At 66.4% G+C, this 19,993-nt stretch carries 21 protein-coding genes; 16 read left to right on the top strand and 5 right to left on the bottom strand.

The window, feature by feature from the left end:
* Nucleotide 1 precedes the first annotated feature (1 nt).
* The 10 genes from ACFVVK_RS08405 (at nucleotide 2) to ACFVVK_RS08360 (ending at nucleotide 8,862) form a co-directional block, all read left to right on the top strand.
* Complete coding sequence (locus tag ACFVVK_RS08405) at nucleotides 2-925, top strand: bifunctional methylenetetrahydrofolate dehydrogenase/methenyltetrahydrofolate cyclohydrolase (protein ID WP_390265881.1); 924 nt, start codon at nucleotides 2-4, stop codon at nucleotides 923-925.
* A 196-nt stretch (nucleotides 926-1,121) separates the two neighbouring features.
* Nucleotides 1,122-2,069: an ABC transporter ATP-binding protein gene (locus tag ACFVVK_RS08400; protein ID WP_390265879.1), complete on the top strand. Its 948-nt coding sequence runs from the start codon at nucleotides 1,122-1,124 to the stop codon at nucleotides 2,067-2,069.
* Between the two features lie 91 nt (nucleotides 2,070-2,160).
* On the top strand, nucleotides 2,161-2,979 hold the full coding sequence (locus ACFVVK_RS08395; protein ID WP_390265992.1) for an ABC transporter permease: 819 nt from the start codon (nucleotides 2,161-2,163) through the stop codon (nucleotides 2,977-2,979).
* A complete protein-coding gene (locus ACFVVK_RS08390; protein ID WP_390265877.1) occupies nucleotides 2,976-3,824 on the top strand; it encodes an ABC transporter permease in 849 nt (282 codons plus the stop codon). Before ACFVVK_RS08395 ends, ACFVVK_RS08390 begins: the two co-directional genes overlap by 4 nt.
* Before the next feature lie 34 nt (nucleotides 3,825-3,858).
* Complete coding sequence (locus ACFVVK_RS08385; RefSeq protein WP_390265875.1) at nucleotides 3,859-4,014, top strand: hypothetical protein; 156 nt, start codon at nucleotides 3,859-3,861, stop codon at nucleotides 4,012-4,014.
* A gap of 583 nt (nucleotides 4,015-4,597) precedes the next feature.
* Nucleotides 4,598-5,167, top strand: coding sequence for a hypothetical protein (locus tag ACFVVK_RS08380; protein ID WP_390265873.1), 570 nt, complete (start codon nucleotides 4,598-4,600; stop codon nucleotides 5,165-5,167).
* Nucleotides 5,168-5,177: 10 nt separating this feature from the next.
* On the top strand, nucleotides 5,178-6,011 hold the full coding sequence (locus tag ACFVVK_RS08375; protein ID WP_390265871.1) for an exodeoxyribonuclease III: 834 nt from the start codon (nucleotides 5,178-5,180) through the stop codon (nucleotides 6,009-6,011).
* A 17-nt stretch (nucleotides 6,012-6,028) separates the two neighbouring features.
* Entirely contained in the window at nucleotides 6,029-7,135 is a 1,107-nt protein-coding gene (trpS, locus tag ACFVVK_RS08370) for a tryptophan--tRNA ligase (RefSeq protein ID WP_390265869.1), read from the top strand.
* A gap of 4 nt (nucleotides 7,136-7,139) precedes the next feature.
* Nucleotides 7,140-7,754, top strand: coding sequence for a 2'-5' RNA ligase family protein (locus ACFVVK_RS08365; protein WP_390265867.1), 615 nt, complete (start codon nucleotides 7,140-7,142; stop codon nucleotides 7,752-7,754).
* Nucleotides 7,699-8,862, top strand: coding sequence for a YihY/virulence factor BrkB family protein (locus tag ACFVVK_RS08360; RefSeq protein WP_390265865.1), 1,164 nt, complete (start codon nucleotides 7,699-7,701; stop codon nucleotides 8,860-8,862). Before ACFVVK_RS08365 ends, ACFVVK_RS08360 begins: the two co-directional genes overlap by 56 nt.
* Here ACFVVK_RS08360 and ACFVVK_RS08355 read toward each other — a convergent pair.
* The 5 genes from ACFVVK_RS08355 to sdhC form a co-directional block, all read right to left on the bottom strand.
* Nucleotides 8,825-9,589, bottom strand: a complete 765-nt coding sequence (locus tag ACFVVK_RS08355; RefSeq protein WP_390265863.1) for an alpha/beta hydrolase family protein — start codon at nucleotides 9,587-9,589, stop codon at nucleotides 8,825-8,827. The genes ACFVVK_RS08360 and ACFVVK_RS08355 overlap by 38 nt on opposite strands.
* Before the next feature lie 96 nt (nucleotides 9,590-9,685).
* Complete coding sequence (locus tag ACFVVK_RS08350) at nucleotides 9,686-10,468, bottom strand: succinate dehydrogenase iron-sulfur subunit (RefSeq protein WP_390265861.1); 783 nt, start codon at nucleotides 10,466-10,468, stop codon at nucleotides 9,686-9,688.
* Between the two features lies 1 nt (nucleotide 10,469).
* Entirely contained in the window at nucleotides 10,470-12,269 is a 1,800-nt protein-coding gene (gene sdhA / locus ACFVVK_RS08345; RefSeq protein WP_390265859.1) for a succinate dehydrogenase flavoprotein subunit, read from the bottom strand.
* 180 nt (nucleotides 12,270-12,449) lie between these two features.
* Nucleotides 12,450-12,914: a succinate dehydrogenase hydrophobic membrane anchor subunit gene (locus ACFVVK_RS08340; RefSeq protein ID WP_390265857.1), complete on the bottom strand. Its 465-nt coding sequence runs from the start codon at nucleotides 12,912-12,914 to the stop codon at nucleotides 12,450-12,452.
* A gap of 3 nt (nucleotides 12,915-12,917) precedes the next feature.
* Nucleotides 12,918-13,298 carry a succinate dehydrogenase, cytochrome b556 subunit gene (gene sdhC, locus ACFVVK_RS08335; protein WP_390265855.1) on the bottom strand — a complete coding sequence of 127 codons (381 nt, stop codon included), beginning with the start codon at nucleotides 13,296-13,298 and terminating at the stop codon, nucleotides 12,918-12,920.
* 269 nt (nucleotides 13,299-13,567) lie between these two features.
* Here sdhC and ACFVVK_RS08330 point away from each other — a divergent pair, with 269 nt between their 5' ends.
* The 6 genes from ACFVVK_RS08330 to ACFVVK_RS08305 all read left to right on the top strand — a co-directional run bounded on the left by ACFVVK_RS08330 (nucleotide 13,568) and on the right by ACFVVK_RS08305 (nucleotide 19,874).
* Nucleotides 13,568-14,701 carry a mannose-1-phosphate guanylyltransferase gene (locus ACFVVK_RS08330; RefSeq protein ID WP_390265853.1) on the top strand — a complete coding sequence of 378 codons (1,134 nt, stop codon included), beginning with the start codon at nucleotides 13,568-13,570 and terminating at the stop codon, nucleotides 14,699-14,701.
* Between the two features lie 95 nt (nucleotides 14,702-14,796).
* Nucleotides 14,797-15,996, top strand: coding sequence for an amidohydrolase (locus ACFVVK_RS08325; RefSeq protein ID WP_390265851.1), 1,200 nt, complete (start codon nucleotides 14,797-14,799; stop codon nucleotides 15,994-15,996).
* Nucleotides 15,997-16,606: 610 nt separating this feature from the next.
* Nucleotides 16,607-17,071: a MarR family winged helix-turn-helix transcriptional regulator gene (locus tag ACFVVK_RS08320; RefSeq protein ID WP_390265849.1), complete on the top strand. Its 465-nt coding sequence runs from the start codon at nucleotides 16,607-16,609 to the stop codon at nucleotides 17,069-17,071.
* Nucleotides 17,072-17,083: 12 nt separating this feature from the next.
* The gene (locus ACFVVK_RS08315; protein WP_390265847.1) at nucleotides 17,084-17,515 is read left to right on the top strand and encodes an organic hydroperoxide resistance protein; all 432 of its coding nucleotides are present in this window, start codon (nucleotides 17,084-17,086) and stop codon (nucleotides 17,513-17,515) included.
* Complete coding sequence (locus ACFVVK_RS08310) at nucleotides 17,512-18,543, top strand: NADP-dependent oxidoreductase (protein ID WP_390265845.1); 1,032 nt, start codon at nucleotides 17,512-17,514, stop codon at nucleotides 18,541-18,543. The genes ACFVVK_RS08315 and ACFVVK_RS08310 overlap by 4 nt, the downstream gene beginning before the upstream one ends.
* A gap of 263 nt (nucleotides 18,544-18,806) precedes the next feature.
* Nucleotides 18,807-19,874, top strand: a complete 1,068-nt coding sequence (locus tag ACFVVK_RS08305; RefSeq protein WP_390265991.1) for a BMP family protein — start codon at nucleotides 18,807-18,809, stop codon at nucleotides 19,872-19,874.
* Nucleotides 19,875-19,993 lie beyond the last annotated feature (119 nt).

The following is a 19,993-nucleotide window of genomic DNA, read 5'->3' as shown; positions in this document are numbered from 1 at the left end:
CATGGCTTCTGCAAAAGCGGCTGAAACCGCACAGATCCTTGACGGCAAGGCCACAGCCGCTACCATCAAGGCCGAGCTGACCGGGCGCGTGGCCGCGCTCAAGGCCAAGGGCATCACCCCCGGACTGGGGACCATCCTGGTGGGTTCTGATCCCGGAAGCACCTGGTACGTGGGCGGCAAGCACAAGGACTGCGCCGAGGTGGGCATCACGTCCATCCGCCGCGACCTGCCCGAGGAAACCACCCAGGACGAACTCCTGGCCGTGGTCCGCGAACTCAACGAGAACCCGGCCTGCACCGGCTACATCGTCCAGCTGCCGCTGCCGGCGCACATCAACCAGGACGTCATCCTCGAGGCCATGGATCCTGACAAGGACGCCGACGGCCTGCACCCGATGAACCTGGGCCGGCTCGTGGCCAACGTCAGCGGACCCATGAAGTCCCCGCTGCCCTGCACGCCCAAGGGCTGCGTGGAGCTGATGACCCGGCACGGCATCGACCTGAAGGGCAAGCGCGTGCTCGTCGTGGGCCGCGGCGTCACCATCGGACGCCCGGTGGGCCTCCTGCTGACCCGCAAGGACGTCAACGCCACGGTCATCCTCGCGCACACGGGAACGGTGGACCTGCCGGCCGAACTCCGGCAGGCCGACGTCGTGATCGCCGCCGCCGGACAGCCGCACATGATTAAGGCCGCGGACCTCAAGCCCGGCGCGATCGTGCTCGACGTCGGCGTCAGCCGGGTTGACGACGGCAACGGCAAGGCGGTGGTCACGGGCGACGTCGACCCTGCGGCGGCGGATGTCGCTGCATGGCTCTCGCCCAACCCCGGGGGAGTGGGTCCCATGACCCGGGCCATGCTGCTCGCCAACGTCGTGGAAACCGCGGAACGCCAATTGGCAGAGAAAAGCCACTCCGGGCTCGCCTAGGAGGCCGAATAAAGTGTCACGCGCGGTGGTTGAGCCTTGTATGCAGGCTCAACCACCGCAGGATTCGGCGCGCTTCACCGCCGCCGGGCATAACGGATCGGATACGTACGGCGTTTTTACGAAAAGACCCTTTCATAGTTTGCGGGGATCCACTACCGTGGTGCGGGTGTCCGAACTTGCCGCTAAAGAATCAGCCGTGACCAGCTCCTCTGACGCCGCTCACCAGTACGTCATCACCGCCGAGAACCTCACCAAACGCTACGGCGACGTCACCGCCGTCGACGGTATCTCCTTCCGTGTCCCCGCCGGGGAAGCCTTTGGCCTGCTGGGCCCCAACGGCGCCGGCAAGTCCACCACGATGAAAATGATCGGCGGGGTCTCGCAGCGCACCTCCGGCAGCCTCAACATCATGGGCCTGGACCCCGAGCAGCACGGGCCCGAAGTCCGCGCCCACCTGGGTGTCGTCCCGCAGCAGGACAACCTGGACGAGGAACTGAAGGTCCGGGACAACCTGCTGGTCTACGGCCGCTACTTCGGCCTGCCCATGAGCTACCTCAAGCCCAAGGCCGACGAGCTGCTGGAATTCGCCCAGCTCACGGACAAGGCCAAGTCCAAGGTGGACGCACTCTCCGGCGGCATGAAGCGACGCCTGACAATCGCCCGCTCCCTGATCAACGAGCCCCGGATCCTGCTGCTGGACGAGCCGACCACGGGCCTGGACCCGCAGGCACGGCACATCCTCTGGGACCGGCTGTTCCGGCTCAAGGAACAGGGCGTCACGCTGATTCTCACCACGCACTACATGGATGAGGCCGAGCAGCTGTGTGACCGGCTGATCGTGGTGGACAAGGGCAAGATCATGGCCGAGGGCTCGCCGGCCAGCCTGATCCGCGAATACTCCACCCGGGAGGTCCTGGAACTGCGCTTCGGCTCGGAACGCAACGCCAGCGTCGGCGCGGAACTCGACGGCGTCGGCGAACGGCTGGAGACCCTGCCGGACCGGGTGCTCATCTACGCCCACGACGGCGAGGCCGCCCTGGAGCAGGTCACCAGCCGCGGCCTCCGGCCGGTCACCTCCCTGGTCCGCCGCTCCTCGCTGGAAGACGTCTTCCTGCGCCTGACCGGCAGGAGCCTTGTTGATTAAGAAGGCAGAGTCGACCAAGGCACCCCAGCCGGCAGGTACAGCGGCGGCCGGTGCAGCGGCGGCCAGCCCGACGACGGCGGGAACCGGGACGCTGCGCGCGCACGCCCCGGAAGTCTCGGCCGTCCGCGCCCGGCGCTGGGGCGCCTTCTACTACGCCGAACAGGTCCTGCGCGTCATGAAGGGCTACGGCTGGACCATCGTCATGTACGGGGTCGGGCAGCCGGTGGCCTACCTGTTCGCGATGGGCGTGGGCCTCGCGACGCTGGTCCAGGCCAACGGCGCCGGCGCCTTCGGGGGCGTCAGCTACCTGACGTTCATTGCCCCGGCGCTGCTGATCTCGGCGGCGGTCATGACGGCCGCGAACGAGTTCACGTTCCCGGTCATGGACGGCTTCAAGTGGCGGCGCGTCTACTACGGCCCGCACGCCTCTCCGCTGACGCCGGAACAGATCGCCGGCGGGCAGGTCATCGCCGTCACCGTCCGCTTCCTGCTGCAGTCCGCCATCTACTTCGCGGTGGTCGCGCTGTTCGGGGCCGCCCCCGGCGCCTGGGGCTGGGTCTCCATCCTGGTCGCCACGCTCGCCGGCCTGTCCTTCGGCCTGCCGCTCATGGCCTACGCGGCCACCATCAAAGATGACCGCGGCCAGTTCGCCATGGTCATGCGGTTCATCGTCATGCCGCTGTTCCTGTTCTCCGGCACGTTCTTCCCGCTAGACACGCTCCCGCTCGGGGTCCGCTGGATCGGCTGGATCTCACCGATCTGGCACGGAACCGAACTTGGCCGCGTGGTCAGCTACGGGTACGAGGAAGAGCCGTGGCTCACGATCGTCCACGTCGTCTTCCTGCTCGGCCTGGCCGCCGTCGGCTGGGTCCTGACCAAACGCCAGTTCGCCAGGAGGATGGGCTCATGAGCGTCCTGACCGGAAGTTTCAGCGCCGGGGACCACAGCGCCACCGACGCGGCACGCCGCCGGCGGTTCGGGCCCATCTACTCCCGCAACGTCCGCGCCGTCGTGGCCCGCGGGCTCATGGCCACCAAGAGCAGCAACTGGATGGTCATGGCTTCGGGGTTCTTTGAACCGGTGCTGTACCTGATCTCCATGGGCGTGGGGCTGGGCGCAATCGTGGGGTCGGTCCAGGGCCCGGGCGGCCAGGAAATCAGCTACGCCGCCTACATCGCACCGGCCCTGCTGGCGGTGTCTGCCATGAACGGCGCCGTCTACGACTCCACCTGGAACGTCTTCTTCAAGATGAACTTCGCCAAGCTGTACCAGGGAATGCTCTATACCTCGCTGGGGCCGCTGGATGTTGCCATGGGCGAAATCTTCCTGGCCCTGCTGCGCGGATTCATGTATGCCACCGGGTTCACCGCCGTCATGGCCGTGATGGGCCTGATCACCACGCCGTGGGCCATCCTGATGATCCCGGCCTCGGTGCTCATTGCCTTCGGTTTCGCGAGCTTCGGGATGGGGATCACGAGCTTCATGAAGACGTTCCAGCAAATGGACTGGATCAATTTTGTGATGCTGCCGATGTTCCTCTTCAGCGCCACGTTCTACCCGCTCAGCGTGTACCCGCAGTACATCCAGTGGTTCATCCAGGCCATGCCGCTCTGGCACGGCGTGGAGCTGCTGCGCCAGATCAGCGTGGGCGTGTTCAGCCCGGCGACCGCCGTGCATGTTGGCTACTACCTCGTCATGATTGTCCTCGGCGTCCTGCTCACCACAAGCCGCCTGCGCCGGCTGTTCCTGAAATAACGCAAATCCTGGATTAACGGATCAAGGGGATCCAATGATCGGAAAATGGCAGGCACTCGTGATCGGCTGCGAGGACCCGGCCAAGCTCGCGGGCTTTTACCAGGAGCTGCTGGGCATGATCCGGGTGCAGGACGACGAGCATTGGATTTCGATCGGCGACGCCGCCGACCGTCCCGCCGTCGCCTTCTGACGCGCCCGTACCGTCCGCTGATCGCGCCCAACAGGCGTTGAACGATGAGCATGTTCTCCGAGCCATCTCCTGCGGCTGGACATGTTCGGCGGCGGCCACAACCAGTGGGCGGAATGCTGTTCTGTCCACTGGTCGCGCTTACCAATGAGCATGTCCTACCAGCGACTCGAATAATGAGCATGTCCTCTGGGGGTGAGCGCCGCGGCCGGACATGTCCACCGGTGGCCACGACCAGTGGGCAGTTTCGTGTTCTGCCCCCTGATCCCTTGCAACGAGGAGCATGTCCTCCCTGTAGACGGCCCGCGGCTGAACATGTCCACTGGTGCTGCTCACGAAAGAGCATGCCCTCCCGGAGGACAGCCCGCGGATGGGCATGTCCTTCCGTGATGCTGGCGAAGGGGCAGGTGCCGGAGCGCAATAGGCCCAGCTGCCGACCGTTGGACATGTCCCCCGGGCCCATACGCCCCGGGTCACGTACGTTCCGGGCCAGGCCAGACGCCGGGGCCGGGTGTGGAAGTTCGCCCGCGGTGGAAGCGCTCCGGGCGGTTGGGTGGGTGGGGCGGGCGTTTGCGATAATGGGCTCATGCAATCTCTGGGTAGCTCCGCCTCCACGTCCAACGCCACCCCGGCCGCTAGCCGGTTCTCCATGTTCCGCATCAGCGGGCCGGGCATGCTGGTCTTCATCATCGCGTTCACGGTGGCCGTGATCTTCGCGGCGAACCAGAACGACGTCGTCGGCTGGGTGGTGGCGATCATCGCCGGCTGCTGGCTGGCGCTGGCCGCGTTCGTGGTGTTCAGTATCCAGAAGGCCGCCAAGAAGGCCGGCGCCAGGCTCGACGAGGCACAGAATGCCTTCAACGCCGCCACCGGGCGGGCGCCGTCGTCGGGCAGTGTGGACCACGGCGGCACCCGGCTCATCAGCGAACGTCGCGAAGCGGACAGCGTCCGCGACATGAAGCTCGACCACTCCTTCAAGATCGTCCAGGTCCAGGTCCGCGTTGTGGACGAGGAACGGGCCAAGGGCGATGCCGCGGACCAAGACACGATCCGCCGGGCCCTGGAGACCATTGAAATCACCGCGACCAACGCGCGGGACATGATCAAATCCTCCGACGGCGGCAGCGAACCCGTCAGCGGAACCATCATCGACTAGAGTGGATCGGGTGAGCTCGGCATTGAAGAAGGACCACCTTCGCATCGCATCGGTCAACGTCAACGGCCTCCGTGCCGCCTACAAGAAGGGCATGGCGGAGTGGCTGGAGCCGCGCGAAGTCGACATCCTGTGCCTGCAGGAGGTCCGCGCGCCTGATGCGGTGGTCCAGGAGCTGCTCGGCGAGGGCTGGTACGTCCTGCACGCCGAGGCGGAAGCCAAGGGCCGGGCCGGCGTTGCCATCGCGTCCCGCGAGGAGCCGCTTGCCACCCGCGTAGGCATCGGGGAGGACTACTTCGCAACGACCGGGCGCTGGGTCGAGGCCGACTTCATCGCGCGGGACGCCGAAGGCCGGGCCTCCCAGCTGACCGTCGCGAGCGCCTACGTGCACTCTGGCGAGGCCGGCACCCCCAAGCAGGAGGACAAGTTCCGTTTCCTGGACGTCATGTCCACGCGGCTGCCCGAGCTCGCCAAGCACAGCGACCACGCACTTGTGGTGGGCGACCTCAACGTCGGCCACACGGAGCTGGACATCAAGAACTGGAAGGGCAACGTCAAACGTGCCGGGTTCCTGCCGGAGGAGAGGGCCTATTTTGACCGCTTCTTCGGCGAGGAAATCGGCTGGAAGGATGTTCACAGGGGCCTGGCGGGTAACGTCGACGGCCCCTACACTTGGTGGTCGCAAAGGGGTCAGGCCTTCGACAATGACACCGGCTGGCGCATCGATTACCACATGGCCACGCCTGCCCTCGCTGCTGCCGCAGTGTCTGCCGTTGTTGACCGGGCACTGTCCTGGGACACCCGCTTCTCCGACCACGCCCCGCTGGTAGTGGACTACCGGCTCTAGTTTTGAGGCTTCCACGAATGACCACCACTTCCACTGTGACCGACGCCGGCGCCGCGCCGGACGCTGAGACTGCCGCCGGCAAAGCCGCTGCGGCGACCACCGGAGCCCGTGACCGCATCCTCTCCGGCATGCAGCCCTCCGCCGACTCCCTGCACCTGGGCAACTACCTCGGCGCCCTCGTGAACTGGGTCCGGATGCAGGACGAGTACGACGCCGTCTTCTTCATCCCCGATCTGCACGCGATCACCGTCCCGCAGGATCCCGCCGAACTGGCCCACCGCACCCGGGTGACGGCCGCGCAGTATATTGCCGGCGGCGTGGACGTGGACAAGTGCACGCTGTTCGTCCAGTCCCAGGTGCCGGAGCACGCCCAGCTGGCGTGGGTCCTGAACTGCATCACGGGCTTCGGCGAAGCCTCCCGGATGACCCAGTTCAAGGACAAGGCCCACAAGCAGGGCTCGGACCACGCCAGCGTCGGGTTGTTCACCTACCCCATCCTGCAGGCCGCGGACATCCTGCTGTACCAGCCGCACGGCGTCCCCGTGGGCGAGGACCAGCGCCAGCACGTGGAGCTGAGCCGCGACCTGGCCCAGCGGTTCAACACCCGCTTCGGCCAGACGTTCACGGTCCCGCAACCCTTCATCCAGAAGGAATCGGCGAAGATCTACGATCTGCAGCACCCCACGGCCAAGATGTCCAAATCGGCGGAGTCGCCGGCGGGCCTGATCAACCTGCTCGACGACCCCAAGGTCACCGCCAAACGGATCAAGTCGGCCGTGACGGACGCGGAGACGGAAATCCGCTTCGACCGTGAGGCGAAGCCGGGCGTGTCCAACCTGCTGACCATCTACTCGGGGATCACCGGGCAGAGCGTTGACGCCCTTGTCGCCGCCTATCAGGGCAAGATGTACGGCCACCTCAAGGTGGACCTCGCCGAGGTTGTAGCGGAGCACCTGACACCGATCCGCAACCGCGCCGTCGAACTGCTGGACGATCCCGCGGAACTGGACCGGCTGCTGGCCGTCGGCGCGGACAAAGCCCGGGAGATCGCGTCGGTGACCCTGCGCGATGTCTACGCCAAGGTGGGTTTCCTGCCGTACGCCGGAGCCCAGGGAGTCCGCTAGGTCAATGTCCCCCGTCAGCAAAATCAACCCGAAAGTCGCCACGTCCAACGGGCAGGTGCGCAGCGAAGGCATCAGCACCGGTGTGATCCTGAGGTTCCCGGCGGACATCGCCGAGGAGCTGCAGCGCTGGCGCGCCTCCTTCGGGGACCCGATGGCCGCCGTCGTCCCGGCCCACATCACGCTGGTCACCACCACCATGACGCAGGACTGGGAAGCGACCCGCAGGCATGTCCGGGACGTGGCGCGCCGGCAGGAGCCCTTCATGGTGACCATCGCGGGGACCGGGTCTTTCCGGCCGGTGTCCCCGGTGGTGTTCCTGAACGTGGAGGACGGTTTCGGGGAATGCGTTAACCTGCACCGCCAGCTGCAGACGGGCCCTCTGGAGCGGGAGCTGCCGTTCGGCTACCACCCGCACGTCACCGTGGCCCACGACATCGCACCCGAAAGCCTGGACGAGGCCGAAACGGCCCTCAAGGATTATCGAGCCACGTTCCCGGTGGCTAGCATGGGTCTTTACGAGCACGATGACAACGGCATCTGGCACCTACGGGAAGAGCTTGATTTTGGGACCAAACCTGAGCGCCGCAGGGGCCGGGACGGCAGCGCAGGCGCCCGCTAAGCCGCCCCTTCCCACCGACCTGGCCGGGCTGAAACTGGAAGTCATCCGCAAAAGGGTCGACTGGGGCAGGTCCCGACGCTCCGGCGGAGGAATCGCGTCGCTGATGGCGATGGTGCCGTGGCTGGTGGCCAGGGTGAACACGTGGCTGCCGGTGCGCGTCTTCACGCACTACAACATCCAGCGCGGCCCGCTGATGAGTGCCGGTATCGGGTTCCGGATGTTCTTTTCCATCACTGGCCTCCTGGCCACCGGTTTGTCCGTGGCCGGCCTGGTCCTCAGCGGGCACCCGGCCCTGCTGGACCAGATCATCAAGAGCGTTGCCGCGGCGGCGCCCGGCCTTCTGAAAGTCAACGGCAGCGAGGGCCTGGTCGATCCCTATCAGCTGTTGAACCCCGCCAGCCTGGGCTGGGCGGCCGTGATCGCCGCCGTCGTGACCGTGTTCACCTCGCTGGGCTGGATCGGCGGCATGCGCGACGGTACGCGCACCATGATGCAGCTCGGACCGCTGTGGATGAACCCGGTCCTGCAGATACTGCGCGACGTCGGCACCCTCCTCCTGCTCGGAGTGGCCCTGGTGGTCAGCTCCGCCGTGTCCCTGGTGTTCGGTACGGCGGCGGACTGGGTGGCCGGGCAGCTGCACCTGGACCCGTTGCTGGCCGGGCCTCTGACAACCTCCGTCACGATCGTTGTGCCCCTGCTGCTCGGCTGGGGTACTGCCCTGATCATGTATCGGGTGGCCGCCGGCCTGAAACCGGCCCGGCGCTCACTGCTGGAAGGGACAATCCTGGCCGCGGTGGGCACCACCGTGCTGCAGATCTTCAGCACCCAGCTGCTGGCCAGCGCCGGAAAGAATCCCATCCTGGCGCCCTTCGCCATCATCATCGGCCTGCTGATCTGGTTCAACCTGGTCAGCCAGGTTTACGTGCTCTGCGCAGCGTGGCTGGCGATCCGCGAGGAGGACCTCAAGACCCAGCCGGCCGCCACGACCACCGGCTGGGGCGCGCGGCAAGTACAGCCGGGCAAGACGCCGGTGGAGTCAGGGCCGCGCCGGCGGCCTCTGTCCGCCGCGTTCAGGCGTCGAGGTACTGGTCGGCCCACGCCGAGATGATCTTCGCGGCGCGGGCCGCCTGGCCCTTGCCCGTCAGGAGGTGGTCGCTGCCCTCCAGCGAGACGAAGCTGCGCGGGTGGCGTGCCGTCTGAAAGATAGTGCTGGCGTTTTCGATCCCCACCGTATTGTCCGTGGGGGAGTGGAGCACCATGAGCGGCTTGTGCAGCTGCCGGATGCAGTCGGTGAGGTCGGCGTTCTCCAGGTCCTCGACGAAGTGCCGCCGGATCTGGACCCGCTTGCCGCCGAGATCCACCTCGGCGCTTCCCTCGCTCAGGATCCGGTCCAGCGCAGTGTCAAAGACGTGGGCCACATGCTTGGGCGAGAACGGCGCGCCCACCGTGGCAACTGCCTTGAGCTCGGGGATCTGCCGTGCGGCGGAGAGGACCGCCGCGCCGCCGAAGGAGTGGCCCACGAGCAAGGACACGCGCCGGCCCGAATCCCGCATGAACTCGACGGCCTTGACCGTGTCCGCCACCTTGTGGCTGAAGGACCCCTCGGACCACATTCCCGCGGACTCGCCGAGCCCCAGGTTGTCGAACCGGAGCATGCCCACACCGCTGTCGGCCAGGGCCTTGCACATCCGCGACGCCGACGGGCTGTCCTTGCCCAGGGTGAAGCCGTGGGAGAACACGCCCCAGCCCTTCACCGGGCCTTCGGGAACGTCAAGGACGCCGGAGAGCAGTTCGCCGGTGGAACCCTGGAAGGAGACTTTTTCTGAGCGGGACACGGTGTCCCCTTTCCTGTAAGCGGGAAGACGACGACGGCGCCCCCACCCAAGGTGAGAGGCGCCGTCGTCGGTATATCGTGAGTTGTCCTGCGGACCCTAGATCTTGCGGGCCAGGATGGCCTGCTTGACCTCGGCAATGGCCTTCGTGACCTGGATGCCGCGCGGGCAGGCCTCGGAGCAGTTGAAGGTGGTGCGGCAGCGCCACACGCCTTCCTTGTCGTTGAGGATCTCCAGGCGCATGTCGCCGGCGTCATCACGGGAATCGAAGATGAAGCGGTGGGCATTGACGATTGCCGCCGGGCCGAAGTACTGGCCGTCAGTCCAGAACACCGGGCAGGACGAGGTGCACGCGGCGCAGAGGATGCACTTGGTGGTGTCGTCGAACCGTTCGCGGTCCTCGGCGGACTGCAGGCGTTCCTTGGTGGGCTCGTGGCCGCGGTTGATCAGGAAGGGCATGACTTCGCGGAAGGACTGGAAGAACGGCTCCATGTCCACGATCAGGTCCTTCTCCACAGGCAGGCCCTTGATCGGCTCGACCGTGATGGGCTTGGACGTGTCCAGGTCCTTCAGCAGGGTCTTGCAGGCCAGGCGGTTGCGGCCGTTGATGCGCATGGCATCGGAGCCGCAGACGCCGTGGGCGCAGGAACGGCGGAACGAGACGCTGCCGTCCATCTCCCACTTGATCTTGTGCAGGGCGTCCAGGACACGGTCGGTGCCGTACATGGTGACCTTGAAGTCATCCCATGTGGCGTCCTCGGAGACCTCCGGGTTGTAGCGGCGCACGCGCAGCGTGACGTCGAAGGACGGGATTTCCCCGCCACCGCCGACGCCGGCGGGCAGTTCGACCTTGGATGCTGGCTCAGCGAGTTCAGCGCTCATTTTAGTACTTCCTCACCATCGGCTCGTAGCGCGTAAAGACCACCGGTTTGGTGGCAAGCCGGATGCCAGCAATTGCCTCGGCCGAGCCATCGGCCGGGGCGTGCTCATCCTTGTACGCCATGGAGTGCTTCATGAATTTTTCGTCGTCGCGCTCGGGGAAATCCTCGCGGAAGTGGCCGCCGCGGGACTCTTCACGGTGCAGGGCCGCCACGGTCATGACCTTGGCGAGCTCCAGCAGGAAGCCCAGTTCCACGGCCTCGAGCAGGTCCAGGTTGAACCGCTTGCCCTTGTCCTGGACGCTGATGCGCTGGTACCGCTCCTCGAAGGACGCGATGTCCTTCAGGACCTGGTTCAGCGTTTCGGCAGTGCGGAACACCTGCATGTTGGCATCCATGGTGTCCTGCAGTTCCTTGCGGATCGCAGCGACCTTCTCGGTGCCGTTGGCGGTGCGCACGTGCTCCAGCAGGTCCAGGGTGTACGCCTCCGGATCCGCCGGGAGCTCCACGAAGTCCGCCGTCTTGGCGTATTCGGCGGCGGCGATGCCGGCGCGCTTGCCGAACACGTTGATGTCCAGCAGCGAGTTGGTGCCCAGGCGGTTGGAACCGTGGACGGAGACGCAGGCGACCTCGCCGGCGGCGTAGAGGCCCGGGACCACGGTGTCGTTGTCCTGGAGCACCTCGGCGCTGATGTTGGTCGGGATGCCGCCCATGGCGTAGTGCGCCGTCGGGAACACCGGCACCGGCTCCGTGTAGGGCTCCACACCGAGGTAGGTGCGGGCGAACTCGGTGATGTCCGGCAGCTTGGCGTCGATGTGCGCCGGCTCGAGGTGGGTCAGGTCCAGCAGGACGTAGTCCTTGTTCGGGCCGCAGCCGCGTCCCTCCCGGACCTCGTTCGCCATGGAACGGGCCACGATGTCGCGCGGGGCGAGGTCCTTGATGGTGGGCGCGTAACGCTCCATGAAGCGCTCACCCTCGGAGTTGCGCAGGATCGCGCCTTCGCCGCGGGCGGCCTCGGAAAGCAGGATGCCCAGGCCGGCGAGGCCGGTCGGGTGGAACTGGAAGAACTCCATGTCCTCCAGCGGGATGCCGCGCCGGAAGGCGATGCCCATGCCGTCACCGGTGAGGGTGTGGGCGTTGGACGTGGTCTTGAAGACCTTGCCCGCGCCGCCGGAGGCGAACACCACGGACTTGGCCTGGAAGACGTGCAGTTCGCCGGAGGCGAGGTCGTAGGAGACGACGCCGGCGACACGCTTCTGCTTGTAGGCCGTGCCGTCCTCGCGGACGGCGTCTTCCTCGACGGTCAGCAGGTCCAGCACGTAGTACTCGTTGTAGAACTCAACGTTGTGCTTGACGCAGTTCTGGTACAGGGTCTGGAGGATCATGTGGCCCGTGCGGTCCGCGGCGTAGCAGGCGCGGCGCACCGGTGCCTTGCCGTGGTCGCGGGTGTGGCCGCCGAAACGGCGCTGGTCAATGCGGCCCTCGGGCGTGCGGTTGAACGGCAGGCCCATCTTTTCCAGGTCCAGGACGGCGTCGATCGCTTCCTTCGCCATGACCTCGGCGGCGTCCTGGTCTACCAGGTAGTCGCCGCCCTTGATGGTGTCGAAGGTGTGCCACTCCCAGTTGTCTTCCTCGACGTTGGCCAGGGCCGCGCACATGCCGCCCTGCGCCGCGCCCGTGTGGGACCGGGTGGGGTAGAGCTTGGTCAATACTGCTGTTCGGGCGCGCTGACCTGATTCGATCGCCGCGCGCATCCCGGCGCCACCGGCGCCGACGATCACGACGTCGTACTTATGGACCTGCATACCAGACGCTCTTTCTCTCAAAATTCGCTATAACCCCCCCGGCAGGCCGCGCCTGCCCGGTGAAGTCTTGTGTAATCCGCGCCTGCGCTCGGCAGGCAAGATCGATGGCCGTGGCGGGCCGCCGTCTCCTGCCCGCAGGGGCAACGGTCAGCGGCGGCTCCGCCCTTGCGGCGTACGCCCTTAGGGCGCGGGGCAGAAGCCGCCGGGCAGCTGGACGCCGTTGGCGACGGGGCACGGGTCAAACGTGAAGATGACCAGGGTGCCCAGGACGACGATGACCGTGGTGGCCGCGTAGAGCACGATCTTCAGCCAGAGGCGCGTCGCGTCCTTCTCGGCGTAGTCATTGATGATCGTGCGGACGCCGTTGGTGCCGTGCAGCATGGCGAGCCACAGCATGGCCAGGTCCCAGACCTGCCAGAACGGGTCGGCCCACTTGCCGGCCACAAAGCCGAAGTCGATCGCGTGGATGCCCTCGCCGACCAGCAGGTTGACGGCCAGGTGACCGAAGATCAGTACCACCAGCACAACGCCGGAGAGCCGCATGAAGAGCCAGGCGAGCATCTCGAAGTTGCCCTTGGACGAACCAGTGCGGCGGTACTTCGGCTGGATCTTCCCACTGCGTGGGCTCTGAATGGTTGCAGTCATGGCTTAGTGACCTCCAAAGGCGAGGGACAGGTGGCGGATGGCGAAGCCGGCCATAACGACGACCCAGAGGCCCAGGACCGTCCAGAGCATCTGACGCTGGTACTTGGCACCCTTCTTCCAGAAGTCGACGGCGATGATCCGCAGGCCGTTGAAGGCGTGGAACACGATCGCTGCGACGAGGCCCGTTTCCCCCAGGGCCATGAGGGGGTTCTTGTAGGCACCGATCACGGTGGTGTAGGCCTCGGGGGACACACGCACCAATGAGGTGTCCAGCACGTGGACCAACAAGAAGAAGAAAATCACTACACCGGTAATGCGGTGTCCAACCCAGGACCACATGCCTTCACGGCCGCGGTACAAGGTGCCAGCTGGTTTTGTCGGCACTGAATAAACCTCCCTGCAACACAGCGGCGCTGGCATGGGATCCACGCGGGGGGAACGCCTGCTGCGAGAGCACTCGTAAGCTCAAGCCTAAATCTAGGCTTCGCTCTCAGCTTATTCAATTTGGGAACCCGTTGTTGACCGGCCCCGGCACCGATTTGCACCGCTTTTGAGACGAACGCCACATCTGCTTGCGGTTCCGGGCGCCGGAACGGCGCAATCGGGGGGCCCCGTCAAGGGCGGTCGGGCCGCCGTCGGCTAAAGTAGCGGTAATGACTACAGACAAAGTGACAAGCCAGGATTCCCCGCTGGACCGTTTTATTGCGGTCATCCCAGCGGGCGGGGTGGGGACCCGCCTCTGGCCCCTGTCACGGGCAGCAGCCCCCAAATTTCTTCATGACCTCACCGGGTCGGGCAGCACTTTGCTGCGTGCGACCTACGACCGCCTCCAGCCCGTCGCCGGCAAGCATGTGCTGGTGGTGACCGGCGCGGCCCACCGGGATGCCGTCTGCCGCCAGCTGCCCGAAGTGCTGGAATCCGATCTGGTCCTCGAAAGCGAGCCCAAGGATTCCGGCGCGGCGATCGGCCTAGCCGCGGCCATCCTCCGCGAGCGGGACCCGGACACCATCATGGGCTCGTTCGCCGCGGACCAGGTCATCAGCCCCGACGGGCTCTTCCAGGACGCCGTCCGGGAAGCCGTTTACACCGCGGCCGCGGGCAAGATCGTCACCATCGGCATCAAACCCACCCACCCCTCCACCGGATTCGGCTACATCCGCTCTGGCGCGAACCTGCACATCCCGGACGCTCCCAGCGCGCAGTCCGTGGTGGAGTTCGTGGAGAAGCCGAGCGAGGAAGTGGCCCAGGAATACGTTGACAGCGGGGACTACGTCTGGAACGCCGGCATGTTCGTGGCGCCGGTTTCGCTGATGCTCAAGCACCTCGAGGCCAACCAGCCCGAACTCTTCGCCGGGCTGCAGGAAATCGCCAAAGCCTGGGACACCCCGGAACGGGACGCCGTCACGTCGCGTGTCTGGCCCGCCCTGCCCAAGATCGCCATCGACTACGCCGTCGCCGAACCGGCAGCCGCCGCGGGCGACGTCGCGGTGGTGCCGGGTACCTTCCGTTGGGACGACGTCGGGGACTTTGCCTCCGTGGGACGGCTCAACAGCGCCAGGGAGGTTGACGAAGTCACTGTCCTGGGCGAAGGCGCCCGCGTTTTCACCGAGAACGCCAGCGGTGTGGTGGTCACCGACACCAAGCGGGTGATCGCCCTGATCGGCATCAAGGACGTCGTGATTGTGGACACCCCCGACGCCCTTCTGGTCACCACCAAGGAACACTCCCAGCGGGTCAAGCAGGCGGTGGATGCCATCAAGGCCAAGGGCGACACCGACGTCCTGTAGGCGGGACGGAACGGTTGCGGGCCTTGAATGTTCAGCAATCCGTAATGGGCCGTACCCGATGCGGCTATTCCCTGTCTGCTCGATAGAGTTATTTCGTGCGCAACTATTCTACTGAAGCTGAGCCCACAACCCTCGTGGAGCCATGGCTGGAGCCCCTCCTGCCCGAGCTGATCGCTTTCCGCCGCGACCTCCATGCGCACCCGGAACTTTCCTTCAAGGAGTTCCGCACCACCGACCGGCTGGCAAGGCGGCTTGAGGAAGCCGGCCTCAAGCCCCGCCGCCTCGAAGGCACCGGGCTGACGGTCGACGTCGGACAGGGCCCCATCGCCACCGCGCTGCGCGGGGACATCGACGCGCTGCCGATTATCGAGGAAACCGGCCTTTCCTTCGCCTCGAAGAACCACGGCGTGACCCACGCCTGCGGCCACGACATCCATACCGCCACCATGCTCGGCATCGCCCTGGTCCTGCAGCGCATGCACGAGGAGTCCCCGCTGGGGGGCACGGTCCGGATCATCTTCCAGCCGGCCGAGGAGACCATGCCCGGCGGGGCCAAGGCGTGCATCGAGCAAGGCGTCCTTGAAAGCGTGCCCCGCATTCTCGCGCTGCACTGTGATCCCCGGATCGAGGTCGGCAAGGTTGGCACCCGGATCGGGGCCATCACGTCAGCATCGGACACCATCAAGATTGAACTCTCCGGCCGCGGCGGACACACCTCGCGCCCGCACCTGACCGAGGAACTGGTCTTCGCCCTCGCGCAGATCGCGGTCAATGTTCCCGCCGTGCTGTCCCGGCGCATCGATGTCCGCAGCGGCGTGTCGGTGGTCTGGGGCCAGATCTCCGCGGGCTCGGCCCCGAACGCCATCCCCGGCACCGGCTACATGGCCGGCACCCTGCGGTGCCTGGACCGCGACGCCTGGCACGACGCCGGCGAGCTGCTCGACGAGGTGGTCCGGCAAATCGCCGAGCCCTACGGCGTCGACGTCCACCTCGAGCACACCCGCGGCGTGCCGCCGGTGGTCAACTCCGAACACGAGACCGCGCTGATCGAGGCCGCCGCCCGCGCGGAAATCGGCGAGAGCGCCGTCGTCCTGACCCCGCAGTCCATGGGCGGGGAAGACTTCGCCTGGTTCCTGGCCGAGACCCCCGGTGCCATGATGCGCCTCGGCACCAAGACCCCCGGCGGGGAAGAGTATGACCTCCACCGGGGCGACTACATCGTGGACGAGCGGGCCCTGGGCCTCGGCATCCAGGTGCTCACGGCGGCGGCCCTGCGCACCATCCGCGACCTCTAAATCCTGGATAGGTCCCCGGAAAGATCACCTCAACTGAAGTCGCCTGCGCGTCAACGTAAATCACCTGCGCGCGGAGTTTCCCCACTTTTGCGTGCACGACGACGGGACACCCCGGCGTCGCGGGCTGCCCGGCCGCATATGTCCACTGCTGCGGTCCGGGAGAGGGCATGTGCTGCCAGGCGTGGTGCGACGAATGGACATGCGTTTCGGTAGTGCCGGCGGACGGGCATGTGCCGTGAGGCTTGGTGCGAAGAATGGACGTGCGCCTCGGTTGGTCTGGCGGATGGGCACGTGGGTCATATGTCCATTGCTGCGGTCCGGCGGAGAGCATGTGCTGTGAGGCTTGGTGCGAAGAATGGACATGCGCTTCGGTAGTGCCGGCGGATGGGCATGTGCCGTGAGGCTTGGTGCGAAGAATGGACATGCGCTCCTGTTGGGCTGGCGTGTGGACACGTGGGTCATATGTCCATTGCTGCGGACCAGGGGAGGGCATGTGCTGCCAGGCATGACGCGAAGAATGGACATGTCCCGACTGAGGCGGCGGGTTGTGCGCAATTCAGTTGTGCGCAATCAAATTGTGCACAACTGAATTGCGCGCTAGGGTGGGTCTATGACTTCGCCAGAGACCACCCGAGCGCCCGGTCCGGAGGCGCTCCGCCTGAACCGCCAAGTGTGCTTCGCCATGTACTCGGCTTCGCGCGCCGCCACGGCAGCCTACCGGCCCATGCTGGAGGAGCTCGGGCTGACGTATCCGCAGTACCTGGCCATGCTGGTGCTCTGGGAGGCCGAGCCGCGCAGCGTCCGTGAGCTGGGGGAGGAGCTGGGGCTGGACTCCGGAACCCTCTCGCCGCTGCTCAAGCGGCTCGAAGCGCTCGGCCTGGTCCAGCGCCGCCGGTCCGCCGAGGACGAGCGCCGCGTGGAGATCCTCCTCACCGACGCCGGCGCCGCACTCAGCGCCAGGGCCGGCGGCATCCCGCAACGCCTGGCGGACGCCGCCGGCCTCACGCCCGCAGAACTCGAGCAGCTCCGCGAAACCCTGGGCCGCCTGACCAGCGCTCTCCACGCCTCCCACTAGGAACGGAAACCCATGAAGACTCTTTACACCGCCGAAGCGCTCGCGTCCGGCGACGGCCGCGACGGCACCGCCGTGAGCAAAGACGGCAAGCTCAGCGTCACCCTGGCCAGCCCCGTGGAACTGGGCGGCGACGGGGCCGGGACCAACCCGGAGCAGCTGTTCGCCGCCGGTTACGCCGCGTGCTTCCACTCCGCGCTGCGCCTTGTCGGACGCAAGGAGCGCGCGGACCTGACCGATTCCGCCGTCGCCGCCAAGATCCACTTCGGTGCCCTCGACGGCGGCGCCGGCTACGGCCTGGCCGCGGAGCTCGAGATCGCCCTGCCCGGCGTGGACCGGCAGGCCGCCGAGGCCCTCGTGGCCCGGGCCCACCAGATCTGCCCCTACTCCAACGCCACCCGTGGCAACATCACAGTCGACATCAAGATCCTGGAGGTAGCCGCATGAGCACCCGCACCGAAGCAACCGTCCTTCCCGCCACCACGCGCGAGATCCAGCTCGCGTCCCGGCCGCACGGGCGCCCCGTGCCGGCTAACTTCCGGCTCGCCGAGTCGCCGCTGCCCGAGCTGCAGGACGGGCAGGTCCTGGTCCGCAACCTCTACATCTCCGTGGACCCGTACATGCGCGGCCGCATGAACGACGTCAAGTCCTACTCCGCGCCATTCGCGCTGGACCAGGCGCTCGACGGCGGCGCCGTCGGCAAGGTCATCGCGTCACGGGCCGAAGGGCGCGCCGTCGGCGACACCGTCGTCCATGGCCTCGGCTGGCGCGAGTATGCCGTCGTCGATGCGGCGGCCACCACTGTGGCGCGGACCGACCTGGCCCCCGCATCCGCGTTCCTCGGCGCTCTGGGCATGACGGGCCTGACCGCCTACGCCGGGCTGCTGAAGGTGGCCGACTTCAAACCCGGCGACGTCGTGTTCGTCTCGGGTGCGGCCGGTGCCGTCGGCTCGCTCGTGGGGCAGATCGCCAAGGCGATGGGCGCGTCCCGCGTCATCGGCAGCGCGGGCTCGCCGGAAAAAGTGGCACGGCTGCTCGAACTGGGCTTCGACGCCGCATTCAACTACCACGACGGCCCGGTTGCCGGGCAGCTCGCGGCAGCTGCCGGGGAGCGCGGGATTGATGTGTACTTCGACAACGTTGGCGGCGAGCACCTTGAGGCGGCGTTGTCCGTGCTGACCGTCGGCGGCCGGGTGGCCATGTGCGGGGCCATCGCCCAATACAACGCCACCGAGCCCACGCCGGCACCGCGGAACCTGATGCTGGCGATCGGCAAGCAATTGACGCTCAAGGGCTTCCTGGTCGGCGGCTATTGGCAGCACATGGCGGAGTTCGTCGAGGCCATGTCCGGCTGGCTGGCCGACGGCACGGTCCGCTACGACGAGACAGTCGTGGACGGACTGGAAAACGCCCCGCAGGCCTTCATGGATCTGCTCGAGGGCGCCAACACCGGCAAGATGCTCGTGCGCCTCTGAGGCTGGGGCGGCCCCGCTACCGCAAGGTAACAAGTTCTCAACAATCTGGGTAGATGCTGTGAAGTCTGCTATGTGGACGTGTCGCAGGCCACTAAAGTTACTTCATCAGTGCGCCTCGGCGCAGTGCTGCGAAATCATCAGTGACAACAGGCTTCAGCGGAACACCGCGGACAGAAACTCATTGAGCTCCGTCGTAGCGCCTACTCTTTCTTCCTGGAGGAAAATTGAAGAACTCTCTGCGTGCCACCCTCAAGCGCGGATCTATGGCCGGGGTAGCTACCGCGGGCGCGGCTGCCCTCCTGCTGACTGGCTGCGGGGCTGCCCCGGAGGCCAGCACCGCCACCAACACCGCCAGCAACTACAAGGGCTGCATCGTGTCCGACTCGGGTGGGTTCGATGACCAGTCGTTCAACCAGTCTTCCTACGAGGGCCTGAAGAAGGTCACGTCGGAGCAGGGCCTTAAGATGAACCAGGCCGAGTCCAAGACCAACAACGACTTCGAGCCCAACCTGCGCGCTATGGTCGCCGCCGGCTGCAACCTGACCATCACGGTCGGCTTCCTGCTCGGCGACGCCACCAAGTCCCAGGCCACAGCGAACCCGGACAAGCACTTCGCCATCATCGACTTCGGTTACGAAACCCCGGTGGCCAACGTCAAGCCGATCATCTACGACACGGCACAGGCCGCGTTCCTGGCTGGCTACCTCGCAGCAGGCACCACCAAGACCGGAACGGTCGCCACCTTCGGCGGCATCAAGATCCCCACGGTCACCATCTTCATGGACGGCTACGCCGACGGCGTGAAGTACTACAACGAAAAGAAGGGCAAGAACGTCAAGGTTCTTGGCTGGGACAAGGCCAAGCAGGACGGCTCCTTCACCGGTGACTTCGAGAAGCAGGACAAGGGCAAGCAGTTCACCCAGAACTTCCTGGACCAGGGCGCCGACATCGTCATGCCCGTCGCCGGTCCGGTCGGCAAGGGTGCGGGCGCAGCCCTGCAGGAAGCGAAGGCAGCAGGCAAGGACGTCAAGCTCATCTGGGTTGACTCCGACGGCTTCCTTACGGCACCGGATTACAAGGACATCATGCTCTCCTCCGTCATGAAGCAGATGGGCCAGGCCGTCGAGGCCGTCGTCAAGCAGGACAAGGACGGCCAGTTCACCAACAAGCCGTACATTGGCACCCTCGCGAACGACGGCGTCCAGCTGGCTCCGTTCCACGACATGGACTCCAAGGTTCCGGCCGAGCTGAAGTCCGAGCTGGACCAGATCAAGAAGGACATCGCCGATGGCAAGCTGAAGGTCGAATCCGCAGCCAGCCCGAAGGCCTAACTTCCTCCGCTAAGCGCCACGGCCCGTCCGGTCACCACCGCACGGGCTGTGGCGCTTTTCGTTGCGGCCCGCTGCGGCCCACACCGCAGGCCACTAAGCTGGTGCTGCAGCCCCCATAC

Source organism: Arthrobacter sp. NPDC058192, assembly GCF_042883665.1.
Classification (GTDB): Bacteria; Actinomycetota; Actinomycetes; order Actinomycetales; family Micrococcaceae; genus Arthrobacter.
Note: the sequence above shows the minus strand (reverse complement) of the source record. Positions and strands in the feature narration are given on the sequence as shown.